The organism is Nonomuraea phyllanthi, assembly GCF_006334985.2.
Classification (GTDB): Bacteria; Actinomycetota; Actinomycetes; order Streptosporangiales; family Streptosporangiaceae; genus Nonomuraea; species Nonomuraea phyllanthi.
Genome location: NZ_VDLX02000001.1, coordinates 776,438 through 801,063 on the forward strand (window position 1 = coordinate 776,438; position 24,626 = coordinate 801,063).

General features: G+C 65.5%; 28 protein-coding genes and 1 pseudogene. 17 read left to right on the top strand and 12 right to left on the bottom strand.

The genetic code is table 11. The annotated features are described in order from the left end of the window. Nucleotides 1-45: 45 nt before the first annotated feature. Nucleotides 46-870 carry an LLM class flavin-dependent oxidoreductase gene (locus FH608_RS03635; RefSeq protein ID WP_139628322.1) on the top strand — a complete coding sequence of 275 codons (825 nt, stop codon included), beginning with the start codon at nt 46-48 and terminating at the stop codon, nt 868-870. Between the two features lie 146 nt (nt 871-1,016). Continuing rightward, nucleotides 1,017-1,739 (top strand): DUF4097 family beta strand repeat-containing protein, encoded by a 723-nt coding sequence (locus FH608_RS03640; protein ID WP_139628323.1) that lies wholly within the window; start codon nt 1,017-1,019, stop codon nt 1,737-1,739. A gap of 33 nt (nt 1,740-1,772) precedes the next feature. Here FH608_RS03640 and FH608_RS03645 read toward each other — a convergent pair whose 3' ends face one another. From FH608_RS03645 to tnpA, 5 genes are all read right to left on the bottom strand, one after another. Beyond that, nucleotides 1,773-2,621 carry a hypothetical protein gene (locus FH608_RS03645; RefSeq protein ID WP_139628324.1) on the bottom strand — a complete coding sequence of 283 codons (849 nt, stop codon included), beginning with the start codon at nt 2,619-2,621 and terminating at the stop codon, nt 1,773-1,775. A 115-nt stretch (nt 2,622-2,736) separates the two neighbouring features. Next, nucleotides 2,737-3,882, bottom strand: a complete 1,146-nt coding sequence (locus FH608_RS03650; RefSeq protein WP_139628325.1) for a hypothetical protein — start codon at nt 3,880-3,882, stop codon at nt 2,737-2,739. 107 nt (nt 3,883-3,989) lie between these two features. Further along, entirely contained in the window at nt 3,990-5,477 is a 1,488-nt protein-coding gene (locus FH608_RS03655; protein WP_226898916.1) for an AAA family ATPase, read from the bottom strand. Nucleotides 5,478-5,486: 9 nt separating this feature from the next. Continuing rightward, nucleotides 5,487-5,945, bottom strand: coding sequence for a VOC family protein (locus tag FH608_RS03660; protein ID WP_226898918.1), 459 nt, complete (start codon nt 5,943-5,945; stop codon nt 5,487-5,489). 159 nt (nt 5,946-6,104) lie between these two features. Beyond that, the gene (tnpA, locus tag FH608_RS03665; protein ID WP_139628326.1) at nt 6,105-6,521 is read right to left on the bottom strand and encodes an IS200/IS605 family transposase; all 417 of its coding nucleotides are present in this window, start codon (nt 6,519-6,521) and stop codon (nt 6,105-6,107) included. Nucleotides 6,522-6,543: 22 nt separating this feature from the next. On the opposite strand from tnpA, the gene FH608_RS03670 reads away from it, so the two are divergent. Both FH608_RS03670 and FH608_RS03675 read left to right on the top strand, forming a co-directional pair. Continuing rightward, on the top strand, nt 6,544-7,749 hold the full coding sequence (locus tag FH608_RS03670) for an RNA-guided endonuclease InsQ/TnpB family protein (RefSeq protein ID WP_139628327.1): 1,206 nt from the start codon (nt 6,544-6,546) through the stop codon (nt 7,747-7,749). Beyond that, on the top strand, nt 7,746-8,015 hold the full coding sequence (locus tag FH608_RS03675; RefSeq protein WP_226898920.1) for a lamin tail domain-containing protein: 270 nt from the start codon (nt 7,746-7,748) through the stop codon (nt 8,013-8,015). The genes FH608_RS03670 and FH608_RS03675 overlap by 4 nt, the downstream gene beginning before the upstream one ends. Before the next feature lie 29 nt (nt 8,016-8,044). On the opposite strand, the gene FH608_RS03680 is transcribed toward FH608_RS03675, so the two are convergent. Both FH608_RS03680 and FH608_RS03685 read right to left on the bottom strand, forming a co-directional pair. After that, on the bottom strand, nt 8,045-8,413 hold the full coding sequence (locus tag FH608_RS03680; RefSeq protein WP_193318208.1) for a YbaB/EbfC family nucleoid-associated protein: 369 nt from the start codon (nt 8,411-8,413) through the stop codon (nt 8,045-8,047). A 2-nt stretch (nt 8,414-8,415) separates the two neighbouring features. Further along, nucleotides 8,416-8,799, bottom strand: coding sequence for a YbaB/EbfC family nucleoid-associated protein (locus tag FH608_RS03685; protein ID WP_193318209.1), 384 nt, complete (start codon nt 8,797-8,799; stop codon nt 8,416-8,418). 107 nt (nt 8,800-8,906) lie between these two features. On the opposite strand from FH608_RS03685, the gene FH608_RS03690 reads away from it, so the two are divergent. The 7 genes from FH608_RS03690 to FH608_RS03720 all read left to right on the top strand — a co-directional run bounded on the left by FH608_RS03690 (nt 8,907) and on the right by FH608_RS03720 (nt 14,613). After that, a complete protein-coding gene (locus FH608_RS03690) occupies nt 8,907-9,227 on the top strand; it encodes a hypothetical protein (protein ID WP_139628330.1) in 321 nt (106 codons plus the stop codon). After that, a complete protein-coding gene (locus FH608_RS03695; protein ID WP_139628331.1) occupies nt 9,224-10,114 on the top strand; it encodes a hypothetical protein in 891 nt (296 codons plus the stop codon). The genes FH608_RS03690 and FH608_RS03695 overlap by 4 nt, the downstream gene beginning before the upstream one ends. Nucleotides 10,115-10,216: 102 nt before the next feature. Next, complete coding sequence (locus FH608_RS03700; protein ID WP_139628332.1) at nt 10,217-10,813, top strand: ankyrin repeat domain-containing protein; 597 nt, start codon at nt 10,217-10,219, stop codon at nt 10,811-10,813. A gap of 136 nt (nt 10,814-10,949) precedes the next feature. Further along, entirely contained in the window at nt 10,950-11,438 is a 489-nt protein-coding gene (locus tag FH608_RS03705) for a MarR family winged helix-turn-helix transcriptional regulator (protein WP_193318210.1), read from the top strand. A 470-nt stretch (nt 11,439-11,908) separates the two neighbouring features. Then, a complete protein-coding gene (locus FH608_RS03710) occupies nt 11,909-13,012 on the top strand; it encodes a serine hydrolase domain-containing protein (RefSeq protein ID WP_193318211.1) in 1,104 nt (367 codons plus the stop codon). Between the two features lie 424 nt (nt 13,013-13,436). Next, complete coding sequence (locus FH608_RS03715; RefSeq protein ID WP_139628334.1) at nt 13,437-14,069, top strand: transposase; 633 nt, start codon at nt 13,437-13,439, stop codon at nt 14,067-14,069. Nucleotides 14,070-14,124: 55 nt separating this feature from the next. Next, a complete protein-coding gene (locus FH608_RS03720; protein ID WP_139628335.1) occupies nt 14,125-14,613 on the top strand; it encodes a VOC family protein in 489 nt (162 codons plus the stop codon). A 176-nt stretch (nt 14,614-14,789) separates the two neighbouring features. Here FH608_RS03720 and FH608_RS54285 read toward each other — a convergent pair. Continuing rightward, a pseudogene (locus tag FH608_RS54285) lies at nt 14,790-14,864 on the bottom strand (hypothetical protein); the annotation flags it as partial. Between the two features lie 426 nt (nt 14,865-15,290). On the opposite strand from FH608_RS54285, the gene FH608_RS03730 reads away from it, so the two are divergent. The 5 genes from FH608_RS03730 to FH608_RS03750 all read left to right on the top strand — a co-directional run bounded on the left by FH608_RS03730 (nt 15,291) and on the right by FH608_RS03750 (nt 21,640). Then, nucleotides 15,291-16,082 (top strand): HNH endonuclease, encoded by a 792-nt coding sequence (locus FH608_RS03730; RefSeq protein ID WP_226898921.1) that lies wholly within the window; start codon nt 15,291-15,293, stop codon nt 16,080-16,082. A 44-nt stretch (nt 16,083-16,126) separates the two neighbouring features. Continuing rightward, complete coding sequence (locus FH608_RS03735) at nt 16,127-16,780, top strand: TauD/TfdA family dioxygenase (protein ID WP_139628337.1); 654 nt, start codon at nt 16,127-16,129, stop codon at nt 16,778-16,780. Beyond that, nucleotides 16,777-17,721 carry a hypothetical protein gene (locus tag FH608_RS03740; RefSeq protein WP_139628338.1) on the top strand — a complete coding sequence of 315 codons (945 nt, stop codon included), beginning with the start codon at nt 16,777-16,779 and terminating at the stop codon, nt 17,719-17,721. Before FH608_RS03735 ends, FH608_RS03740 begins: the two co-directional genes overlap by 4 nt. Nucleotides 17,722-18,162: 441 nt before the next feature. After that, nucleotides 18,163-20,103 carry an ATP-dependent nuclease gene (locus FH608_RS03745; protein ID WP_193318212.1) on the top strand — a complete coding sequence of 647 codons (1,941 nt, stop codon included), beginning with the start codon at nt 18,163-18,165 and terminating at the stop codon, nt 20,101-20,103. Nucleotides 20,104-20,155: 52 nt separating this feature from the next. Next, nucleotides 20,156-21,640: a UvrD-helicase domain-containing protein gene (locus FH608_RS03750; protein WP_139628340.1), complete on the top strand. Its 1,485-nt coding sequence runs from the start codon at nt 20,156-20,158 to the stop codon at nt 21,638-21,640. 262 nt (nt 21,641-21,902) lie between these two features. On the opposite strand, the gene FH608_RS03755 is transcribed toward FH608_RS03750, so the two are convergent. Next, nucleotides 21,903-22,469 (bottom strand): hypothetical protein, encoded by a 567-nt coding sequence (locus tag FH608_RS03755; protein WP_139628341.1) that lies wholly within the window; start codon nt 22,467-22,469, stop codon nt 21,903-21,905. Between the two features lie 257 nt (nt 22,470-22,726). Here FH608_RS03755 and FH608_RS03760 point away from each other — a divergent pair, with 257 nt between their 5' ends. Then, the gene (locus FH608_RS03760) at nt 22,727-23,230 is read left to right on the top strand and encodes a DUF4265 domain-containing protein (RefSeq protein WP_139628342.1); all 504 of its coding nucleotides are present in this window, start codon (nt 22,727-22,729) and stop codon (nt 23,228-23,230) included. A 12-nt stretch (nt 23,231-23,242) separates the two neighbouring features. Here FH608_RS03760 and FH608_RS03765 read toward each other — a convergent pair whose 3' ends face one another. The 3 genes from FH608_RS03765 to FH608_RS03775 are packed head-to-tail and all read right to left on the bottom strand — an operon-like array spanning nt 23,243 to nt 24,529. Then, a complete protein-coding gene (locus FH608_RS03765; protein ID WP_139628343.1) occupies nt 23,243-23,779 on the bottom strand; it encodes a hypothetical protein in 537 nt (178 codons plus the stop codon). Between the two features lie 55 nt (nt 23,780-23,834). Next, nucleotides 23,835-24,068, bottom strand: a complete 234-nt coding sequence (locus FH608_RS03770; RefSeq protein WP_139628344.1) for a hypothetical protein — start codon at nt 24,066-24,068, stop codon at nt 23,835-23,837. A gap of 32 nt (nt 24,069-24,100) precedes the next feature. Next, the gene (locus tag FH608_RS03775; protein ID WP_139628345.1) at nt 24,101-24,529 is read right to left on the bottom strand and encodes an ATP-binding protein; all 429 of its coding nucleotides are present in this window, start codon (nt 24,527-24,529) and stop codon (nt 24,101-24,103) included. Between the last annotated feature and the right edge of the window lie 97 nt (nt 24,530-24,626).

Consider the following 24,626-nt stretch of genomic DNA (forward strand, 5'->3'; position numbering starts at 1 on the left):
CTCGGTGTTCCGCAAGCACTGGAGGGCATCGTGAGACTTGGAGTCATGTTCGACCGTGGCCTGCCGCCCGAGCAGCTGATCCCCTTCGCCAGGGAGCTGGACGGGACGTCCGTGGACGACCTCTGGGTGGTGGAGGACCTCGGCTGGACCGGCGGCGTCTCCGCCGCGGCCACCGCGCTCGCCGTCACCTCCCGCCTGCGCGTCGGCATCGGCATCACGCCCGCTCCCCTGCGCAACCCGATGCTGCTGGCGATGGAGCTGGGCAACCTCGCCAGGATGCACCCCGGACGGCTGGCCGCCGGCATCGGGCACGGCGTCGGCGACTGGATGCGCCAGGTGGGCGCCGCCCCGCCGTCGCCCCTGACCCTCCTGGAGGAGACCATCACGTCCGTACGGGCTCTGCTGCGCGGCGAGACGGTCACCCTGCACGGCAAGGCGGTGCGGCTCGACGGCGTGTCCCTCGTGCACCCGCCGGCCGAGCCGCCGCCCGTGCTGGCCGGGGTGAAGGGGCCGCGCTCGCTGGCGCTGTCGGGCCGGGTCGCCCAGGGCACGATCCTGCCGGAGGGCATCGGCCCCGAGCAGCTGCCCGGCTACCTCGACCAGATCGGCGGCGATGCGGACCACGAGCTGGTGATCTTCACGTACCTGCACATCGGGGCCGACTTCGCGACCGCCCTGCGGCCGATGGTGGAGGGGCAGGCGGGCTTCCTCGGGGTCGCGCCCGAGGAGGTGGCGGTGACGGCGGGCTCCGCGGAGGCGGCGGCCGCGCAGGTCAAGGCGCTGTGGGCGGCGGGGGCCGGCACGGTCGCGGTCCGGCCCTTCGGCCCCGACCCGCTCCGGCACGTGAGGGCGCTCCTCTCGGCCCTCTGACCGCTCTGACGGCTGCCGTCCACTGCTCTGGCGGCGACCGCTCAAGGCCGCTCACTGCGGCATTGGCCGAACGGCGGAGGGCGGAGCGCCGCGGCTCGGCCGGATGGTCGATGGCGGGCGCGGGCCGCTTCGCCACGATCGTCTGCATGAGACGAATCGCGGCGTTTGTCGTCACGGCGCTGGTGGCGACCGGATGCGGAGTCGAGCTGGACGCCGAGGAGGTCCGCTCCTCGCGGTCGTTCCCCTTCGCCGGCGCGGCCCTGACGATCAGATCGTCCCTGGGCGGCGTGCGCGTGCTGCCGGGCGCCGGCGGCCGGGTCGAGGTGGAGCGGTGGGTACGCGGCAAGGCCGCCGGTGACGGCAACGCCACCTGGTCCCTGCGGGACGGCACCCTGCGCCTGGGCGCGAACTGCACCATGGTCGTCGGCGACTGCGGCGCTCGCTACCACGTCAAGGTCCCGGCGGGCGTACGGCTGTCGGTCGACGCCCCGGACGGCGTCATCCTGAAGGGGCTCACCCAGGACGTGGACGCCTCCAGCCGGGAGCGCATCCAGGTGTCGGGCACCACGGGGCGGCTGCGGCTGCGGAGCGAGGGCTCGATCACCGGCGACGCCCTGAAGTCGCGCGACGTCAGGTGCCGGACGTCGGACGGGGCGATCGACGTGACGTTCGCCGACCCGCCCGCCGCCGTGGACCTGGACTCGCGGGACGGCCGGGTGACCGCCACCGTGCCCAGGGCCGCGTACAGGATCAGCGTGCGCAGCAAGACGGGCACCGAGCGTACCGAGCTGAAGAACGACGCCGGGAGCGGCAGCACCATCACCGCCCGCAGCAGCACGGGTGACGTCCGGGTCCTCGTGGCCAGGTAGCCGGGCGCGGGCGGGGCCCGCGCCCGGCCCGTGTCACTGCCAGATCGCGGTGTAACGCCCGTTCTCGGCGTTCACCTGGACCGGGAACAGGCCCTTGGCGTTGAGCGACTCGAACCGCTTCTGGTAGCCGGAGGCGGTCATGTCGATGTAGTGGGCCCAGGACTTGACGCCGTCCTTGCGCCACACCGCCGAATAGGTGCCGTCAGGCGCCACGGCCACCTTGACCGGCCGGAACCCCTGCTTCCGCTTCGCGTTGAAGTACGCCTCGTGCTGCTCGTGGGACTTGCCGTACGTGTAGTACCAGGCGCCGCCCTGGTTGGCCGTCCAAACGCCCACGTACCGCAGGTCGCCGGGCGTGCCGTACACGTCGACGGAGCTCAGCGCGAGGCCCTGGCCCGCGTACTTCTTGTTGGCGGCGCCGAACTGCGAGGGGGTGAGGTTCGACCTGGTGAAGAACCGCCCGCTCCGCTTCTCGAAGATGGCCGTGAAGACCGGCGAGCCGCTCGGCCCGGTGGCCGACACGGAGACCGGCTGCGCCCCCTCCTTCAGCCCGGCGTCGAAGCGCTGCTGGAACTCGTCGGCCGACATGCCCTGCCAGATGCCCCACTTGGACGGCGACCCGCCCTTGGCCCAGACCGCCGCGTACCGCTCACCGTCGGACACGTTCACCGTGATCGGGCGGTAGCCCTGGTCCCTGAGCTGGCGGACCCGCTCCACGCTCTGTGAGGCGGTGAGCCCGTGATAGGCCACCATGGCAGGACGCGCCTCGGCCTCGGCCGCCGGCGCCATGACCGCCACCGGGGCGGCCACCCCCACCAGCAAGGCGGCGATCTTCTTCGTGGTCCGCATGACCTCTCCCAGCAGGATGTAGCTTGTGCGCAAGTGTGTTCTTTACTTGCTCTTGGGCATGGTGACCGACCCTAACAGCCCTCTCCGGGCGCCCGCTGGCAGGCAGCGGAACGCCCGGCAAGTGAGGTTCGTTACGTCGAGTCCGAGGTCACTCGGCCCCGAGAACCCGCTCGAACGGGGTCGGAGCCTGGCCCGTCCAGCGGTGGAGCTGCGCCTGGCCGGTGTGCTTGCTGACGCCGTCCTCCGTGACCGTCCCGGACTTGGAGACGTAGTAGCGGCCTCCGCCCAGCGAGATCAGGCCGTACTGGCCGTCGGCCTCCCACCCCCTGACGCCCGTCGCGTCGTGCTGGAGCCCGCCGGGCGCCAGCGTCAGCAGCCGGCCGCGCTCGGGCGCCGGCTGTCCCACGAGGTCGCCCTCCGTGGGCCGCTCGCGGCCGTCCACCATGAAGAAGGAGTAGTTGGGGAACTGCGGCTTCTTGCCCTTGTAGACGGCCATCATCCAGTTTCCGGTGTGCTCGTCGTACTCGAGGTTCTGCACGCCGTACGTGGTGTTGCCGGTGTAGGCGAAGTACTTGCCGTGCGGCCGCTCGGGGCCGCTGGTGTGCGGGTCGCTCTCGGTGAGCGGCTTCTCGTACTTCTTCCACTGCTGGATGTCGTACTGGAGGATGACCTGGTAGTCGTTGTCCTGCCGGTCGACGTTCGAGTAGATCCCGTACGCGACGGTGAGCAGGTCCCTGCGGCCCTTCTTGCCGAACTCCGGGCCGAAGGAGACGCCGTCGATGCCGCTGCAGCCGTACCGGTGGTCGGCCGTGTCGGCGACGTTGCCGTCGAACGTGCCGTCACCGTCCATGTCGGCGGTGTAGTCGGCGACGACCTCCTTGAGGTAGACCGTCTTCACCACGTCGCTGGTCTGCGCGTCCATGCCCATGCTGGTGATGCGGTCGACGTCGAAGATCGCGATGTAGAACGACTCCTGCTCCTTGTATTCGAGCGAGCCGTACACGCGGCCGTCCTTGGCGTTGAAGTCGAGATCGCCGAGGTGCCCGGTGAAGCCCTTCACCGATCCGACCGGGTTGCCATTGAGGTCGGTCTTGACCAGGACGTTGGTGAAAGAGAAGTACATGTACCCCTTGCGCTGGTCGATGGCGATGCCCTGGACGTGCCCCTCGGTCCAGGCGCCGCCGTCGATCTCGGCGGGGTACTCGCGTGGACGGTCGTTGTCGGCGGCGGCGGGGGCGGCGAGCAGGCCGAGCGATGCGGTGGCGGCCACGGCGAGCGTGAGGACTTTACGCATGTGTGCGGTACCCGTCTCAAGTTAAGGAACAGACCGAAACCCGACGCTATACCGGCTCCATGGCGTTGTCTGACATTTGCCTGAACTCCCCGTGAACCCCCTCCGAACTACCCATACAGGCGATCAAGCCCTACCAGTGCCACCCGAGAATCGCCATCGGCGGCGGCTGTCAACTCCGCGCTGAACCCGGAGCCCCCATAGCAGGTGAGCACGGCGTCGCGCGTGTCGTACCCCTTCTTCTCCAGCAGTTCACGCGCCCTCGCGAGCCGCCCGAGGTGATGACGACCCATCACCTCCCCCCACTTGACCTCACCGAGCGACAGGATCCGCCGCGGCCGCCCGGGCTCCTGCGCGGCCAGCGCCACCACGTCGACCTCGATCTGACTCCTGTTGGCCGGATCAGGCACGACACCCGCTCCGATCTCGGCCGGTTGACCACCGAAAACGGATTCGCCCGCGTCCAGCGCGAAATCGCGGCACAACGCCTCGAAGTGCGGCCCGACGACCTGAGCCTGAAAGGTCTGCCTGACCGCCCGCCATACGGTTTCGGCCCTGTGGATCTCCAACTCCGGCCAGCGACGGCGCATGATCGCCTCATAGAACGTGATCAATGGCTCCACGATGCGGTAGCGGGCGCGTCCGGAGCGGAACAGGTCCGGCTCCCGTCTGACCAGCGCACAATCCTCCAGCACCGTGAGCGGATGCGTGATCTGATCGGACCTGCGCCCCACATAGTTGGCGATCCCGCCGTTGGTGGCGTTCCCGCTCGCGATGGCGGCCAGCACCGAATGGTAGAGCGCGGGATCACGAATATCCGATTCTTCCGCCAGCAGATACCGCGCCTCGCGAAACAGCGGCATCTGCGGGTTGAGGACCGTGCGGACAACCCAGGAATCGAAGTCATCGAGGCTCTCCGGCACGTCGCCCTGCGTGAACTCGTATCGGTAGGCCGGTGTTCCGCCCACGATCGCGTGCACCAGCACGGCGAGCCGAGGATCCGTGACCCCCCAGAACTCCGCCGCGTCCCGATAACGGAACGGATGAATCATGAGTTCCAGACCGGCCCGACCGCGCAGTGGCGCCTGCCCGGAAAGAAGCCCGCCCATCACGGACATGGCCGACCCACAGAGGATGAGCCGAGCGACACTTTCCCCTCCACTGCCGCCTGGCCCGAGCTCCCGCTGAATGATCGACGGCAGCGCGGGCGAGGCCCTGCACAGGAACGGGAACTCATCGAGGATGAGCGGCACCGCTCGGCCGCTGAACGCGCGGAACATGTACGAGATCGCGTCGTTCCAGTCCCGGAAAGGAATCTCCACGACCTGCCGGGTGAATCGCGTGAGAGCTTCGGTGAAAAGCCGCAGGGATTCAGCTTCCGTTGCCTCGGTGGCCGCGAAATACATTCCATCGGTCGCTTCCGCGAGCGCTTGGAGCAGGAAGCTCTTCCCTTGCCGACGTCGCCCGCTGACGACGCCGAGCGTCGCGCCGGGGATCACCACCGTTCGACGTCGCGGCGTCACGAAGCCGGCCAGGCCCTGCCACTCCCGCACGCGGTCGAAGACTCGCTCCGGCTTCTGGATCAACAATTCCCCCACTGCGATGGCTCACTCTACAGAAGTGTAGTACTCAGAAGTATAGTTCTGCATTGGCTCAGGCGCGTCGAAGGCCACCAGTTCGACCTCGAACCCGTCCCGGTCCTCCAGGTACGCGGCGTAATGCCGCTCCCCGCCGGCGTAGGGGTGGCAGTCGGGGAACATCAGCGTCCAGCCGTGCGCGGGCGCCCGCTCCACCAGCGCGTCGACCTCGGCGCGGCTCCCCCCGTGGAAGGCCAGGTGGTTCAGCCCGGGACGGCGCCGCTCGTGCCGGTCAGCGGTGAGCGCCGGCGACTGCTCCAGCACCACGTACGTCGCACCCGACCGCCAGCTCCGCCCGTCGCTCCACTCCTGGAAGGGCGTGTAGCCGAGCGACTCCAGCAGCCACTGCCAGCTCGCGACGGCGCGCGGCAGGTCGGGCACCCAGAGCTCGACGTGGTGCAGCATCCCGGTGACGGGCCGGTCGTTCACGCATGCCTCCTTCGAATCTCCGGTGGTCGGATGCGGACACCGCCGGCTACCGGATTGTCGGCAGTGCTCCGGGCTTCAGCCCGTGGGTGAAGCCGACTGTCCCGCGTATCGGGGCAAGAACAGCCGATTCGCCGCCAGGCGGACCGGCGTCTGCCCGGTTCAGACCGGACGGGTCTGCTGCTCGATGTACTGGCGCACGATCGACAGCGGTGCACCGCCCACGGACCCGGCGAAGTAGGAGCCCGACCACAGTTTGCTGGCCCGGTAGTAGTGGCGCGCCAGCTCGGGGAACTCTTGGCGCATCCGCCGGGAGGCGACTCCCTTGAGTGAGTTGACCAGCCTGGACAGGGCGACCTTCGGCGGGAAGTTCACCAGCAGATGGACGTGGTCGTCCTCGCCGTTGAACTCGCGTAGTTCGACCTCGAAGTCGGCACACACATCCCGCATGATCTCCTCCAGCCGCCTCAGGTGCGCATCGGTGAAGACCCGATGCCGGAACTTCGTCACGAAAACCAAATGTGCGTGGAGGGCGAAAACACAGTGTCTGCCCGTTCTGATATCGCTGTATTCGGCCATAAACCAATAGTAGGATGGGTGGGTGCAGTTGCGTTACTCCTACCGGTTGGACCCGACGCCCGCTCAGCGGATCGCGCTGGCGAAGGCGTTCGGGTGTGCCCGCGTGGTGTTCAACGACGCGGTCGCGCTGCGCAACCACGCTCACACCCACGCTCTGCCGTTCATCACCGATGCGGAGCTGTCCCGCTCGGTGATCACCGAGGCGAAGAAGCGCCCTGACCGGGCCTGGCTTGCCGAGGTGTCGGCGGTGGTGCTCCAGCAGGCGCTGGCTGATGCCACCACCGCGTTCCGTAACTTCTTCTCTTCGGTCACCGGCAAACGCCGGGGGCCCAAGCTCGGATCGCCGCGTTTCCGTTCTCGTAAGGACAACCGGCAGGCGATCCGGTTCACCAGGAATGCCCGGTTCAAGGTGGTCTCGGGTGGGATGTTGGCCCTGCCGAAGATCGGTGACGTCGCGGTGCGATGGTCGCGGGAACTGCCCGCGACGCCGTCGAGCGTGACGGTGATCAAGGACGCCGCCGGGCGGTACTTCGCCTCGTTCGTGGTCGAGGTTACCGACAACCCGTTGCCCGACACCGACACCGACACCGAGGCGGGCATCGATCTGGGGCTGGGGCATTTCGCGGTGCTGTCCGACGGGACGAAGGTCTCCTCTCCCCGGTTTCTGCGCCGGGCGGAAAAGAGGCTGAAGAAACTCCAGCGCGGTCTGTCGCGCAAAGAGAAGGGGTCGAAGAACCGGACCAAGGCCCGGATCGGGGTTGCCGCTCAGCACGCCAAGGTCGCCGACGCGCGCCGCGAGTTCCACCATCAGCTCTCCACGAAGATCATCCGTGAGAACCAAGCGGTGTATGTGGAGGACCTGGCGGTCAAGGGACTGGCCCGTACGAGGTTGGCCAAGAGCGTCCACGACGCTGGATGGTCCAGCTTCGTGGGGATGCTGGAGTACAAAGCGAAGCTGTACGGCAGGACATTCCACCGGATCAGCCGCTGGTTCCCCTCCTCCAAGCTGTGCTCGGCATGTGGAACCATCCAGCAGTCCATGCCGCTGAACGTCCGAGAGTGGACCTGCGCCTGCGGCGCAACCCACGACCGGGACGTCAACGCCGCGATCAACATCCTCGCCGCCGGACGGGCGGAGAGGCTAAACGCCTGTGGAGGACCGGTAAGACCACCACTCGTGGTGGCACAGCCCGACGAAGCAGGAAGCCACGGAAGTGCCGCCGCGTGAACAGCGGCACAGGCCAGAATCCTTGGGCTTCAGCCCGAGGAGCGCGTCAAAAGTACCGGTTCCCGCGCTTCACCCTCAGGCCTGGCAAGACGGTGACCGTACGCTCCGGCCAGGGCACCGACACTAGGACCACCCTGTACTGGGGCCGCAAATGGTACGTCTGGAACAACGACGGGGACCGGGCGAGCCTCTATCGGGGCAGCGACCTCAAGAAGATCGACGCGTGCGACTGGGGCCGTGGCGGCACCTCCACCCGCTGCCGGTGACGGGGCCACGGCCCCCTGGCGGCAACCCGCTAGCCGCGACGCGGCATGGCACCGGGCGGCGGATCGATCAGCCCGCTCAGCCTCTCCTCCGCCGCGGACAGGTCGAACCCCTCGACGGCCTCGCCCATCAGCTCCCGCACCCGGGCGGCCGCGTCGTCCTGGGCGTCCGCGACGGCGCTACACACATGCTCGGCGAGGGCCTGGCTGCCCACCCGCATGGCCCGCTCGCCGAACGCCACCTCCAGGACCGATCCGTCCGCGCCCGCCGTGGCCACGACCTGCCCGTCGGCCGCCCGGCCGGTCCCCACGACCTGCTCCAGATCTGCCTGAATCGCGTCCGCCGCCGCCAGCAGGCGGTCCGAGGTCCAGCCGGCACCGTCTTCCCAAGCGTCGCCCACGATCACGCCTCCAAGATGTCCTGGGTCACGCGGTCGATGCGATCGCGCACCACCCGCTCAGTGGGCGGTTCGGGCAGCTCGTCGCCGAGAATCGCGCCGGTGATCTCCAGCGCCTGGCGCCTCGCGTCCTGCTGGGCCGCCTGCAGCACCTCGGTCACCAGCCGGCCGAGGGCGACCCGGTCGTACCGCATCGCGCGCGGATCGAACCACACCCGCGAGACCCTGCCGTCACCGTCGCAGGTCGCCGTGACGAGGCCGTCGTCGTCGGCCGCGCTGCCCGCGATGGACATCAGGCTCTCCCTGGCGCGCCGCAGCCCGCGCACCGCCTCCCGAGCGCGATCGAGATAGGCCCGTAACTCCTCATCACTGCCGAATTGCGGCTCCACACCCACCTCCCGGCCCACGGTTCGGCACAACCATAGATCGTCGCGGACGTACCCCGTAAACCAGCGAAAGATCACAACGCCGCGGCTGATCCGATTACAGTCGGCGTATGACCGGAGAAGTCGACATCTATCGCGAATGGACCGGCACCGTCGCACCTCAGCGGATGGGCGCCCACGGCGACGAGTACGCCGCCGCGGCGGGACCGCTGGGGAGCGAGGCGATCGGCGCGTCCTGGGGAGACACCTCCCTCATCTCCGAGTGTGCGACCGCCCTGGGGCTGGGCGCGCGATACCTGCACGAGGCGCTCACCGTCCTCGGCTCCACCATGCAGCGGTACGGCGACGGCATGCACACGGCCGGCAGGAACATCACCGACGCCGAGCACGGCTCGGCCGCGGCCATCGACCGCACCGGGGAGCCGGCATGACGCTGCCGCCCGAGGCCGTACAGGCTCTCCAGATCATCGGCATCCCCGCCACCGTCTTCCCCGACACCGAACGGATCGACCGGCAGGCCGAGCTGATGCGCGGGACCGCGGACGGCACCGCCCGGGCCGTGGCCGGGACGGACGCGACCCTGCTCCAGGCCGGCGAGCACTACCGCGGCGAGTCCGGCGCCGCGATGCGCGACCGGTGGCAGGAGGAGGGAGGCGACGGCGAACGCGCCCTCCAGGTGAACGCCGCCGCCAACGTCATGCCCACCGCGCTCAACGGGGTGTCCAAGGTCGTCACGGCCGCCGAACTGGCCGCCGGCGCCGCCGCCCTGTACTTCACCTACCGGGCCGCTCTGCAGCTCCTGCGGCCCGATCCCACCGCGCCTCTGCGCGCGACCGCGGAGCTGGTGCACGGGCGCCGGCGGACAGGAACGATCCTCACCGAAGTACGCCAGGGCACGGGAAGCGCGATCGCCGGCGCGATCCGCCGGAAGATCGTCGAACCGCTGGAGAACCTGCTGCGCGGCATGCGACCCCCCGGCGGCCCGATGCCGGCCTACGGCGGCGCCGGCGTCCCCCGCGCAGGCGCCCCCTTCCCCAGCACCCCGCAGCCGCAGGCCGGTCACCGCCTGGAGATGGGGCGAGGCTGGCTCGGCGGCGGGTCCCGCAGGCACCAAGAGGCGGCGGAGGAGGCCGTCCAGCACCAGGTCAACGTGAACACCGCACGGACCAACGAGCTGGAGGTCCAGCAAAAATTCGCCGAGAAGGCCATCAAGGACGCCGAAGCCCGCGGCGACACCGTCTCCGCGGACGCGCTCAAGCAGGCCAAGGCGGGGGTGGACGCGGAGCACGCCAGCAGGAAGCGGGGCAGGCACAACTGATCCATGGATCGGCGGCGCCTTGGTGAGGATGGGAACCACATGGGGCAGGACAAGGTTTCGACCTGGGATGGCGTCACCCTGCGGTCGAGTTACAGCGATTGGGTGATCGAAGGACGCGACGAACTGGCCGACGCGGCCCGTGACGGCGACTGGCCCACGGTCTTCGAGCTGCTCGACAAGCACCCCGATTGGGTCAACGGCGGCAGGGTCGGCGGCAGCAGCGGCTTCGCCCCGCTCCACCAGGCCGCCTGGCACGGTTCCGACCCCGACATCGCTCACCAGCTGGTCGCACGCGGCGCCTGGCGCACGCTGCGCACGGCTCAAGGTGAGCGGGCGGCCGACATCGCCCATCGCATGGGACGCCACCATCTCCTGGCACCGCTCACACCGGTCGTCCTCCACGAACTACCGGCCGGGACATTGGGGTCGATCCAACGTCACTTCCACACGCTGATTCACGAGCGTGCCGGTGAACTGGTCACCGAGCACCAGCTACGCCTTCCCGAGCTGGAGACGCTCACCGAGCAGCGGAACCCGGCCGGCTGGTTCGCCGTCCCCGGGATGTACGGCGGTTTCAAGTATCGGCTCGAACGAGCCCAGCTGATTGTGGAGAGCTGGTGCCGCGTCGTCGGCGGATCGGGCCGGCGGCACGTCATCGACGAGAACGGCGCCCGGCTCGTCGCCGAGGGTTTCGTCTGATCAATGGCCCGGAAGGCGAAGGCGGGAAGTCGGCGCATGCGCGGGTGCGCCGCTGAAATCTCGTCGCAATGATCAACGAGCCCGTGACAGCACGTGGAGTTATTTCAGCACGCAACCTTCAAGTACGATCGCATCCATGACGCGATGGCTCACCGACGACGAGCAGCACGCCTGGCGTACCTTCGGGCTCGCCACCCGCCTGCTGACCGACCGCCTGGAGCGCGACCTGCTGGCCGCGGCCGACATGCCGCCCACCTACTACGAGCTGCTCGTCCTCCTGTCGGAGGCGCCCCAGCGCACCATGCGCATGAGCGAGCTGGCGCACTGGACCAACTCCAAACCCAGCCGCATCTCACACGCGGTCAACAAGCTCGAACAGAAGGGCTGGGTGCGCCGGGAGCACTACGCCGGCGACCGACGCGGCTGGCTGGCCCGGCTCACCGACGACGGGGCCGCCGCCCTCCGAGCCGCCGCGCCCCAGCACGTAGCCAGCGTCCGCGAGCACCTGATCGACCTGCTCACCCCGGAACAACTACGACAGCTCGCCGACATCAGCCAGGTCCTGCTCGGCCACCTGACCGACCAGGACCGTACAACTGACCGGACGCCCCCGAAGAAGATCTAGCCCGGCCGCACCACAGAGCCCGAGGCCACCCCACAACGGCTCCCCCACACCCTTCCGCGTCTTGCACCATGCGCCGGCAGGAAATAACTGACATTTACTGAGATAGCCAGCGGCCGCGAAACAGCACAAACAAAGGGATATGCATAAAGGAAAAGGGCATTCATTACCGTTTACCGTACCAGTGAAACGGAAAGCAAACCCCAGGACAGTCCAGCGGGCACTCTCGAAAGACACTCGCCCGATTCGGAGAAATGTCTAAATGTCGGGACAATGGCGCGTCCTCGGGGGAGAGCATGCCCAAGTTTTCGAATATTGTCCGGTTTCTTGCGGTCAGCTGCGCGCTGACTGGTGTGGTCGTGCCCGAGCGCACCTCCGCCATCGCCGCATCTACCATCACGCCCCACGCAACTCAGCCATCGGATCCGCTGGCCACCGCGCCGGCGCCGCGGGGCGATCGGACCGCCGCAGCGATGCGCGCGTACCTGCGGGGCCTGGCCCTGAGGAAGCAGTTCACCGGCTCGGTCCTGGTCGTACGGCGCGGAGAGGTGCTGCTACGTGCCGCCGCCGGCCAGGCCGACGCGGAAAGGCACATCCCCAACCGGCCGGACACAGTCTATCGCATCGCCTCGGTCACCAAGCAGTTCACCTCGATGCTCATGCTGAAGCTGCGCGACCGCGGACTGCTCCGCCTGGACGACCCGATCTGCCCGTACCTCATCCCGGCGTACATCAGGACCTGCCCGCATGCGTGGCGGCCCGTCACGATCCGCCAGCTCCTCACGCACACCTCCGGCATCGTCAACATCCAGGAGCTGCCGGACTTCTATGCCAAGCTCTCGCGGCCGACCACCACCCGGGCGCTCATCCAGCGGTTCGTGCGCAAGCCGCTGGACTTCAAGCCGGGGACCAGCTGGAAGTACAGCAACGGCGGCTACGTTCTGGCCGGGGCCATCATCCAGGCGGTCACCCACAGGCCGTACGGCGACGTACTGCACAGAGAGATCACCGGTCCACTGCACCTCCGGCACACCGGCTACAGCAGGGGATATCCGCCCGCCGGATACGCGAAGGGCTACTTCACGGTCGGCGACCCGGCCCCACCCATCAACGGCTCCCAGGCGTTCTCCGCGACCGGCATCTACTCCACCGTCGACGACATCGCCCGCTGGGACCGGTCGTTCGGCGCGCACCTGGTTGCGCCGCCCGCCACCGTCAAGCTGGCTTTCACGCCACAGGCGCCGTGCCCCGCCAACGGCTGCCTCAACCTGCCGTCGACCGCGTACGCCTTCGGCTGGGCCATCGACCGGCTGAACGGGCACCCGCTCCGGTACCACCACGGGCTTCTCCAGGGCTACGCGGCGATCAACATGTACCTGCCCGACGACGACATCGCGGTCGTCGTGCTCAGCAACGTGCAGGACACCGATACCTACGGCATCGGCCGCCACCTCGCCACGATGGCCCTCGCGTCCTCGAACGCGGGTTGGTCTCGTGATGCCGGGATGCCGGTATGGAGCAAACCCGGCGACCGCATGGGCACGCTGATCGACCGCCGCACTGCCGCCGTCTCCTGAGCGAGGATCCTTCGGAACGGCCCGCGCGACCCTCGAAGTGGCGCATCGGTGGCCCGGCTCCGCACCAGGTGACGGCTCCCGACTTCGGTCGGTAGTCGCTCAACGGCCTCCGCCAGCCCATCAACACCCCGCCCGCACACCGGAGTGGGCGGGGTAGTTGCTGCTCAGGACTGCTTGAGAAGCTGACGGGCCATCACCGGCGCTGGGTCTGGTTCGTCCCTTCGTGGATTCGGGTGATATCCGACCCGCGATTCGATCCCCTGCGGAAGCATGCCGATTATGAGACTGAACAGCGGCTACACCTGCGGACCTCTTGCATCACTTCTCGCTGATTCTGGCGCTCGGACGGAACAGCGACGGAACAAAGCAGAGCACGGGGCGGTCGGTGAAACCTCCTCGGGGAGCGCCTGCTTGCAAACGGGACGTGATCACCGCCCCGTCGCCCGGCAGCGACTACGAAGCCACTGACCAGGTTCAGGAGGCCCTGGCCTCTCGTGAACCGACGCCGGCGGTGCATCTGGCCGACAAGGGCTACATGAGCGCGCACAACCTCGCGCGCGCCGATCGCCGTGGCATCGAGCTGCTGGGACCGATGATGCCCGACAACGCCTGGCAAAGCGCCGAGGGCAACGGCTTCGCCGTCAGCGACTTCACCATCGACTGGGACAACCGCGTCATGACCTGTCCCAGTGGAGCCACCAGCCTGCCCTGGGCCAACGAAACCGACCAAGGTGGAACTCCGGTCATCCGCGTGCGCTTTTCGATGCGTGACTGCAAGCACTGTCCCAGCCGGGACCTCTGCACTCGCGGGGCCAAGGGCCGAGGGATCACCCTGCGCCCACAGGAGGAACATGAAGCCTTGCAACGCGCCCGGCAGCGGCGAAGCACCGACGAATGGCAGCGGCGCTATGCCCACAGGGCAGGCGTGGAGGGCACCATCGCCCAAGGTGTCAAAGGCTTTGGCCTGCGGCGGTCCCGCAGCATGATGACCTCTGGGCCGGTTGATCGATCGCTCAGGGCTGCCAGAACGCTCCGTGTCATCGAGGAAAGAAGTTGACCTAAAAGGGGCCTAGTGTCGGCGGCACATTCCGGCACGCAAGGAGGCATCCGATATGTCTGTCAAGGCCATTCCCGAGGGCTACACCACCATCACGCCGTGGATCATTTCCCGCGACACGGCCGGAGTCATCGACTACATCCGCAAGGCGTTCGGCGCCGAAGAACTGGGCCGGGTGATCGACTCGCGCGGGGTTGTCGGGCACGCGGAGGTCCGTATCGGCGATGCGATCGTGATGCTGTTCGACGGTGACCCGAGTTGGCCGGCGACGCCCGCGTTCCTCCGGCTGTACGTCGAGGACGCCCGTGCAGTGCACCGCCAGGCGGTTGAGGCGGGTGGCGTCTCCATCTCGGAGGTTACCCACCTGGCCTTCGGCGACCTGGTCGGGCGGGTGCGCGACCCCTTTGGCAACGTGTGGTGGATCCAGACCCACATCGAGGACGTGGCGCCTGAAGAGATGGAGCGGCGCGTCGGAGACCCGGAGTTCACCGCAGCGATGGAGTACATGCAGCGCCCCGAGACCGAGATCTTTCCCAGGAACTGACGAGTCCGGGCCGGGCGTTCTCTCGACGATTCAGGGCCTGGCGAGCACTTTGAACGCCGCCTGAACCCTTGATCGGCCCCTGTGATCACAGAGGCGATCACAGGGCCGTTTCCGTTCGGTCTACTTCGCTAACGGTGTCCGCAACCAGGAAGGCGGGGTTTTCGCATGTCAGGGGGCTACTTGAGGAGCTGCCGGGCCATCACCATGCGCTGGATCTGGTTGGTGCCCTCGTAGATCTGGGTGATCTCCGTTGCTCTCCGTGGCCGCCTGCGGAAACCTGTCGATCAGAAGCCTGAGCAGGGGTTACGGTTGCGACTGGCTCTCGTCGTTTCTCGCTGTTCTCGGCCATCCCACGGAACAGTGACGGAACAGGGCGGGAGGTTGCTCATGGCGATCCCGAAGAAGGGCTCGCGGTTCATCACCGTCGCTGGCACCGTATTACGCTGGCGCGTCCGTTGTAAGCCCCACGCGCTGCCAGGGAGCCGCTGAGGCCCGATGACGTTCGCGGTGGAACTACCGACGTGTCGGGTTGCTGTACTCCGTGCCGGAAGCAGGCGGGAGATCTCGCAGGCTCTTGGTGCATGGGCCTGCTGAAAGAGTCGTCAGCTCGCGTAGAGATTTCAGGCGATCTTGCTATATCACCGTGCAGCGAGGCAGCGAAATCTAGGCTCTTCCCCATGGCGGTCTCAGAGCGCACCCGAAAGATCATCTGGGTGGAATCGGGCGGGCGTTGCGCGATCTGTCGACGCCAGGTCCTTACTTCAGGTAGCGAGACAGACGGTCCATCGATCTTCGGCGAAGAGTGCCACATCATCGCCCGCGGGGCTTCCGGGCCGAGAGCCAGCAACTTGGGCGAGGAGCTCATAGACCACCACTCAAACCTTCTGCTCTTGTGCAGCGAGCACCACAAGCAGATCGACGACCAGGTCGCGACGTTCACCGTTGAACGCCTACACGAGATCAAGAAGTCTCATCGCGAGTGGATCGCGCGCCTGGGCGATCCTGATGGCGGGCCCGTTCGCCTTGTCCCGGATCCCAGCTTTCCGCAACCGCGTCTCCTGACGCCGATCACTACAGGGAACGCTATTTGGGGGATGCTCCGCAGGGCAAATGTTTTCGAGTACGCCCATGCCGATCATCAGCCCGAAGCCGCAGAAGACTTGACGATCGAGTTCCTCGACATGATCAAGGACTACCTCGACATCGCGAGCGAACTCGACAGCATCAGGGAGCAGCGCGATGCGGCGAAGCTCCTGGGGCACTACATCAGCCGCCTCGCTGAAAACGGCTACCTGGTCGGTGCATGGATACGCCACATGTTGCTGACAGGCGGGCCAACTCAAGCCGAGCCATCGCCATGGGAGATCCTTCGGGTCGAAGTGATCCCCGCAGCCGACGCCAAAGTCGTTGACAATAAGGGAAAGCCCGTCACGATCCCTAGCTCACCGAGTGGCCCGCAGGCGAGCTGACTAACCGTGTGCTTCTATAGGTGGTCCTCCGGTACAACAGGACTATGACATCGAGGCTGGAGGATCTCGCCGTGCAGGCTCTCAAGGAGGGGTGGGCGTCGGGTTCAGGGTCGTTCGCATCGCTTCGGCTCAACGCCAGCACTATGGGCTGGAGTGAGGTGACGTTCCGGGGCACGGATTCGCCGGTCACGTCATTGCGTCCGCTGGATACTACTGAGGCGAAGCCGAACTCCCTCAGTTCGCGTTACGGCAAGGGCACGCAGCCGCTGCACACCGACGGCGCGCATCTGCCTGAGCCCCCGGACTTCGTGCTGCTCCTGGCGGAGAAACCGAGTGAGGTGCCAACGCTCCTGTGGAAGTGCCGGATCATCGACTATCAGCGTCCTTCGTACAACGACTTGCGGCACGGTGTGTTCCTGGTCAACAACGGCAGCGAGAGCTTCTTCCGCACCGCAGCCTCAGGCCTAGATTTGCGCTACGACCCGGGTTGTATGACCCCATGCGACGAACGGTCACGGCGCGCCGCAGACTTCTTCACGGATGCCACCAAGTCCGTGGTTGAACACCATTGGGACGAGCCGGGCAAGGTCTTGCTCATTAACAACCGGAGGGTCCTACACGCTCGGGCGGCGGCAGAAGACGAGCCCGATCGGGAGATCACGCGGGTCGCGTTTCGTGCCGGAGCGGCTGGCGCATGATCGCCCCTTATGACCATGAGGCGCTGTGGATTAAGGCCAAGCTGTTCCTCAACCGCGCCATGGACGACGACGGTGTCCGCTCGTTCGATGAGCAGGCGCTGTGGGCGTCCCTGTCCCTGGAACTACTGGCCAAGGCGGCACTCGCCCGAATTTCTCCGGTTCTCATCGCCGAGCCCACCGAGGAGGGGGCGAATCTGCTCGCCGCCCTGGGACTGACCAAGGGAGGCGGGCACTTCTCCTCCGTGCGCGCCAAGACCGTGCTCACCCGGTGCTCCAAGGCGTTCCGCCCCTTCGATCTGAAGGAATCCTCACGCTTCACTGAGGCACGCAACGAGTACCTGCACGGCCCCGGCGTACCGTTTCTGGCGATCCCGCCGAAGGCCTGGTGGCCCAAATTCTGGGCCCAGGTGGACATCCTCGTCCACAACATGGACAAGGAGATGTCCGACCTCGTCGGGCCTGATCGCGAACCCATCGTCGACGGCTACCTGGCGCAGAACAAGAAGAACATCGAGGACCGCACCGAAGCACTGATCGCTCGCGCGCAACAGCGGCTCGCACAGTACCGCGCCGGCACGATGACTACGAGAATGGTCGCCGAGTGGAACTCTGTCGGCAATCTGACCGCCTACATGAGCTACCAAACACCTCAAGCATGCCCCGCGTGCGACCAGGAAGGAGTCCTGGAGGGCGACGAGGAGATCGACAGGGAACGCGAGAGGACGGTGTTCACCGGCGAGACGATCTATGACAGGGCCGAGTACGACTTCGACTACCCGACCTTCACACTCACGATCGCCGCCGACCATTTCAGCTGTTCTCACTGCCATCTGGTCCTGAATCGGTGCGAGTTCGTCGAGCAGGCGGGTCTCCCGACCTCTTTCGATGTCGAGGGCGTTGAGGACAGTGAGTACGACGAGCCCGACTACGGTAACGACTGACGGCCTCGGGCGCGATGACTCCTGCCTGGCTGAGGTTGATCCAGGCGTCAGGCGGCCTGGAGCATAAGGCCCCGCCAGGCCGGAGGCACCGGAAGCGGGGGCGGCAACCTGACCTTCCGGTTGCAGGCGGACCCACTGCTCTGGTGCCATTGCCGTCGGCCGAGGTCACCGGTGGTGTGGGGCTAATCGGCGGTGTAGGTGCGCTTCAGTTGGTGACTGTATGCACGGGTCAGACTGCATCGTGGTCATAGCGAATGTTCCCGATCGCGAGCGGAATGTTGGAGCTGCAAAGGGCCGACGAGGTCGTGCATGTTCGGCCCTCGTGAGAGGTGTACCCCAATCCGCGCCGTTCGGCGTATCTCGCCCAGACGTGCACGGTACGGGGACACTAAGCCACCTGCTGGATTCGGTTATCCTGGTACACCCCCTATGGAGAGCCTGATGCACCTGAGCAAGATCACCTCGCGTGGATTTCGTGCTAGCGCTCATGGCGAGCTTGAGTGCGCCATCCCCGGTCGTTTCTCAGTCCTTATTGGCGCGAATAACGTCGGCAAGTCGACTACCTGCGATGCGATGTACCTTGCGCATCGCATGAGGTTTCCACGGCTGCCATTCCCATCTTCTGCGACCCTCGGGCCTGGCGACCGAAGCATCGATGTGGAGTACTCCTATGCCGAGGACCCCGCCGACGAAGGTCCGTTGGGGCAGCTCCTGCAGTCGCAAGCTGGAACCACTAGCACTGGCCAGGCCGCGGCGTGGACATATGCTCTGAGCCGTGATCTGGGAAAAGTATCTACGCAGGTAACCGTCGGAGCTGATCTACTTAACAGCGTTCGGCTAATCTACCTCCCAGCATGGCGTAACCCCATTGACGAACTCGCCCGTCGCGAGGCGCGAATCCTCATCGAGCTGCTTCGGGCACAGCAGCAGCGGCTGACCGGATCCCGGAACCTGCAGTCTCTGAGATCAAGCGCTGCGGCCCTTCTTGACGTGCTCTCTCAACACAAGATCCTCGAAAGCATCGAGCAGCGGGTCAGCGAACATCTACATTCGCTGACCGCCGGGGTTAGCCAGCAGTGGCCTTTTGTCCGGGGGCAAGCTATCAACGACGAGTACCTCGCGCGCGTTCTCGAGCTGATGCTTGCGGCTGTCGCCGACCGTGCGCAAGCTCGAAATTTGGAGGTCAGTGGCCTCGGCTACGTAAATTTGCTGCATATCGCTGTCACCCTCGCTGCCATCCCTGACTCCGCGGCGCGCCGAGCCGCCGATGCGATCGTCGAAGCGGAAGCCGAAGCTACGTATGCCGAGGGAGATTCCGCCACGGTTACTGATTCGGACGACGAGAATCGTCCTGTTTCAGAGAACACGGTTCGTGCCGCTGCAGATCGGCTTGCGCAGGCCAGAGCGGAACGAGACTCCGAAGAGGACTCATTCTTCCCATCTACACCGTTTCATGCCACAGTCGTGATCGAAGAACCAGAGGCGCATCTGCATCCCCAGCTACAACACGGTCTGGCGAGATACCTACGCGCGGTCGTCCGGCAACGCCCTGAGATGCAGGTAATCCTTTCCAGTCACGCCCCCGACATCATTACCTCCTGCCTGCCGGAGGAACTCGTGGTCTTGCGCCGCATCTCCGGTGGGCGGCATGTCAGCCGGCCAGTGGGCCGGCTACCAGTTCCCGACCGTGACAAGGTTCTTGGGTTCGCGCGCCTGCACATGGACGCCACCCGGTCCGCTGCATTGTTCGCGGAACGTGTCGCCTTCGTCGAAGGTGTCACGGAAGCGTCGGTGCTTCGGTTGTTCGGGCGGGCCTGGGCTGGTGCCGACCCAAACAGGATCGCCTTTGTCAATGCGATGACCATCACCGTCATGGGCTGGAAGGTCGGCGAGTGGCCAGTCAAACTTCTAGCCACGCCCGGTTTCGAACTTGCAACTCGGGTGGCAATCCTTGGCGACAGCGACAAGCGTGTTGCAGAAACTCCGACAAAACCGGTATGGACCAATAAGTACCATCCGGACACGTTTGGCTACTTCATCAGCCATCCCACACTTGAGCCATCGCTCACTCCCGGTAATGAGAGTCTAATCACCGCGGCGCTTGAGGCCACCGGTCTCGACGTCCCGCACGTCGTTGACGTGGAAAGCATCACCACCCTGTTCGCCAGCGCCAGCCAGACACGCGGCACCTTGGAAGGCGCTGGAAAGCCTCACAAGGCCCAGTTTTCTCTGAACCTGGCGCAACTGCTGGAAGATCGCATCGAGGCGGATGTCACCAGTGTGGTGGTGCCATCCCACATTGCCAGTCTCTACGACTTCCTCTACGACCCCGACGTGGATCCGGCCGAGATGGCTCCAGACGCCGTCCCGTTTCAAAGTTGATGCCGTCGCCACATGTGCCAGGCAAGAGGTGCAGGGATAAGGGGAGAATCCGTTGAGACCCAGCCTCCAGCAGAGTGGTGGCCTCACTGACGAGCAATTGCTGGCTGCCGCCGCCATTGAGCCTGCCGTATTTATCGAGGCCGCTCCCGGATCGGGTAAGACGACCGTCGCTGCTGAACGGTACGGGTTCCTCCACTACAACAATCTCGCTGACTCTCGTGCCACGGTTGCCCTGAGCTTCACTCGGGCGGCTACCAGGGAGCTGCGAAACCGCGTCGCACGTACGTGGGGTCTCGGCGCTCTGCGGTCGCCCAATCGCGTCGTCACCATCGACACGCTGCTATCGGAGCTGCTCAGCTTCCTGCTTGATGGCAATCACCTGCGTTGGCCAGGAGGCCATACCGATCTGCGGGTGCTCGATGGCTGGGACGCATCATACAAGCGCACCTTTTCCCGATACGAGCCAATCCTCACTATTGCTGAGCGCAAAATCGTCATCTCCGGACGTCATAACAATAAGGCCAGCAGCAATATTGCGCATGCCGCTTTCAGGGAGGCTACCAATGCAGGCATTTGCACTCATGAAGACGTGCGCTCCATAATCGATGCCGCCTTTGGAGATGCCGAATTGTCAGAGGTTCTGGTACGCCGAATCCAGGCCACGATCCAGAACCTAATTGTGGACGAGATTTTCGACGCGAACCGGCTAGACTTGAGGCTCATAGGCCGGGCGATCAGTAATGGCGTCAACGTCACTGTGATTGGAGATCCATGGCAGGCGCTGTACCTATTCCGAGGAGCTGGCCCTCACCTTGTCCCTAGACTTGTGGAGCATTTCCACTTGCGCTCCTATCAATTGACCCGCTCGTTCCGGTTTATCACCGAACAATGCGTGGATCTTGCACGCGATCTACGAGCTGGTAAATCGATAGATTTGCCGATCCATACGGGCGGGCCACTCGATATGGTTCTTGCAAGGAAATGGGATACCCTCTGGGAAATTGGCGGCGATATACTACCACTGTCATTTGGTAGTCCCCGCACCGTTGAAAGAGCCGCCGCGCTGTTGCTTCTAGATATCGTGACCACCTCCGCGCTTGGTAGACGAGCCGTCTTCACTGTCGAAGCGTTAGCAACGCTGGGCATCACCGATCCAGCTGCACCAACTCGTCTCGACCCACAGCTGTTCGACGTCCTTACTACACTGCGCTCGACAACAGCTTCTGCCATCAATGACGCGTGGGACCAGCTTGTGAAAGCGGTGCAGACAGAGTCACCACGACAGTTCCGTGACCGGCATGCGACCTATACCCGCCCGCTATCGCATCTCCGCAGCTACCTGCAGCGCGACGTCTCTCGACCGGTGCCAGCGGTCACAGTCCATCAAGCTAAGGGCCGAGAATGGCCGCGTGTCGGCGTACGACTTACGTCGGTCGAGAAGGCCGCACTGAGTACCGGGCTTAACGAAGGCAACGATGATCACCGAATCATCTACGTGGCACTCACTCGCGGCAAGTCAATGACGGTCGCTATTTAGGTCCCGGACACGCACTGAGGAGGCCTGCGTTATCTACGCACTCCACACCCATCCCCTTCCCAGCATACTTGGCCAGCCCAGTAATTCAGTGGCAAGGAGCGACGAAGTCGGTCCGCGGCAGCCGATCGCCCCAGCCTTTACGGCGAGAACCGAAGTCGGCGATCGTCACGGCCTTAGCTGTTCGCTAAATGAGTTAAATTAAAGAGCTGTGGTCGAGCGGCAGCGCTGCTCGGCCACGCATCCGGCTTATCCTCCAATTCGACTAGACATCGGAGTTAAGAACATCGAGCAGCTCACCGAAGTGACCAAAAACCCAATTGTCGATCATTGACGGATAGGCTTCGATGAAGAACCTCGGCAGAGGCTCTTTCGGCTCTTCGATTCCGTGACACCACTGCGAAATTAGGTTGTCTCCATGCGCCAGGTCTGCTACAGCCGCACGTAGACGGATGGTGTGATCCAGGATTCTGTCGCTTTTTACAGCCCACATCGGCCCGATCGCCGCGCCTTCATGAGCGATGAAATTTCGGGCCTTCCGTGCCCTATCCAGAACATCGATATCTTGGGAGCTAAAACCCCCCAATGCACGTTGAGTGAGGTCCATCAATGTCGGCCCTAGCATTTTGTCACTAGGAAGCGACGATAATGCCTCTTGCAGGCCCAGAACTGGATCATCTTGCACGATTGCAATGAGATTCGAGATTCTTAGAACAAACTGACACTTCGACTCGAATTCATTCGCCAGGTAGAGCGCTCGTCCAACCGACAAGAATGTGGCATCAAGCAATTCTGGCTCGCGAGGCTTTAGGCGGCTCAGTGACCAGCTCATAACATGCAAGCTTAGCGAATTTTCTGCCTATTGGTATCTTTTCTTCGGTGTTTCATCCGGAGAATGGGCGCGAGGGCAGTGCTGGCCGCGACCGGCCGGAGAGCCGCAGCGCGGCCAGCGACTGCCCGACTCGCGGCAGGACGCCGCAGGCGGACTGCCCTTGAAACCGTAGAGAAAGTTCTCATCCGCCACCTCGCAGGCCCCGGTGATCTTTTAGGGCGCTCGATGAGCTCTCGGCGAATTGGGAGGATGTGGGCATGGTCTGTATCTCCCCTCCCGAACGCCTCTCCGCAGCGCCGGACCTGATCAAGGTCTGGTTCCGGTTCGTGCCGCGGGAAGGCTGGCTTCCCTACGACGCCGAGGGGCTCTGGGCCACGCACTTGAGCCCGGACACTGCCCGTGTGGCGAACACCCCTTTCCTGCAGGACGGTGTTGCCGAGGGCGACGTGGTGCGCTTCGTCACCGATGATGATGGTCTTCACTGGTCCTGTGAGCGGGTGGAAGCCTCCGGCAATTGCACGGTCCGGGTGCTGCCGGTGCCCAATGGACCATTGGGGCCAAGCGCAGAGGCCGTATACGAGCAGTTGGCGCCGTTCGGCCTGGGCGGCGAATCCTTCAGCGCGGAACTTCCCCTGGTCGCCTTCACCGTGCCTGCTGACGCAGATCTTGGGCAGATCAAGGCATTGCTGAGGCAGGGTCGGATGGATGGCTGGTGGCACTTCGAGGAGCCCTGCATCACCGACGCCTGGCGAAGCGCCTGACGCTCGGCTTGTTCATGGGCGCTCATCGAACGGGTCCACGTTCCACAGCGCAGGCAGGTCGTTCCCGCAGAAGACGCAGACGAAGTCGTCTTCCCTGACGATGTTGTGCTCCTGGCAGGCGGGGCAGCGCCGGAACACCACCTCATGCGTGAAGGTGGGCGGATGCTCCAGGCCGGCCCGGTCCAGAGCTTCGGCGACCGCCGGCCACGAGCTGGTGTCTGGGCAGTAGCCAGTTGAGTGGTTGCTCACCTCGACCACGACCCAGCGGCCTGCCTCGCCCTCGCGGCTGAAGGCGATCTCGCCCGCGCTCAAGACCGGTCGGCCGGCGGCACATGCGACATGCTCGCTGCGCCGGGGCGCCAGGCGCAAGACGTCGTCCATGTCGACCACGAAGGTGAACGGCTCGGCAAGTTCCGCTGCCGCGTGCTCTGCGGCCCAGCGGTCGAAGTCGGCCCTCGAACGGATGGGGTGGCCTTCACTGCCGGGGCGGATCGCGGCCTTCAATTCAGCCGGTCCCACGTACCTGTAACTGCGCCACCGTTCCTGCACGCGAGCCAACCTAGACCACTTCTGCGGCAGGCCGTAGGCGACCGGGAGGGAGGTGTCACCGTACGAGTCCGGTGAGCAGGGCGTGCCATGTGGCGTAGCCTGCCCGCGGGCTCATGCGATGGGTCTCGTCGATCATTCCGGTGCCTGTGTCGGTGCGTCGGAGGTAGGTCTGGCCGCCTGCGGCGCACAGTTCGTAGACGACCTCGGCGCAGTGGCAGGTCCAGTCGAGCGTTTTGCGGCGTGGGTCGTTGCGGGCGTCGATCCAGACCAGCTTTGTCCAGTTCGGCACTAGCGGAGGCAAGTGCGGGGCCAGGCAGTCGGTCATGCGGTTGGGTGCTTCGGCGTGAGAGGCAGGAGTGCCCAGACGGTGCGGCCGGTCTCGTCGCCGTGGATGCCCCAGCGGGTGGTGAGGGTCTCGACGAGATGCAGGCCCCGCCCGCTCTGTTCCTCGTCCTCGGCCTGGCAAAGGTGCGGGACGGATGGGCTGCCCTCGTCCAAGACAGCAATGATCAGGAGGTCGATCCCTGCGTGGACGGTGACGCCGAATCGGCCGCCGGGCAGTCCGCTGCGGGTGTGGCGGATGGCGTTGGTGGCGAGTTCGGACACGACCAGTTGGGCGGTATCGGTTTCGGGGCGGTCGCCCAGGTAGCTGGTGACGAACTGGCGAGCCTCGCTGATCTGGGCTCTGGTGCCGGGGAAGTTGCGACACCACCGGTGGATCTCTTTGGGGCTGTTCAGCGCTGGGGACATCGCCGTTTCCTCGCGTTCGTGCAGGTCAACACACTGCCAATCGCTAACAGTACTTAAAGTACTAGTGCTATACTTCAAGTACAAGCGACTTGATGTA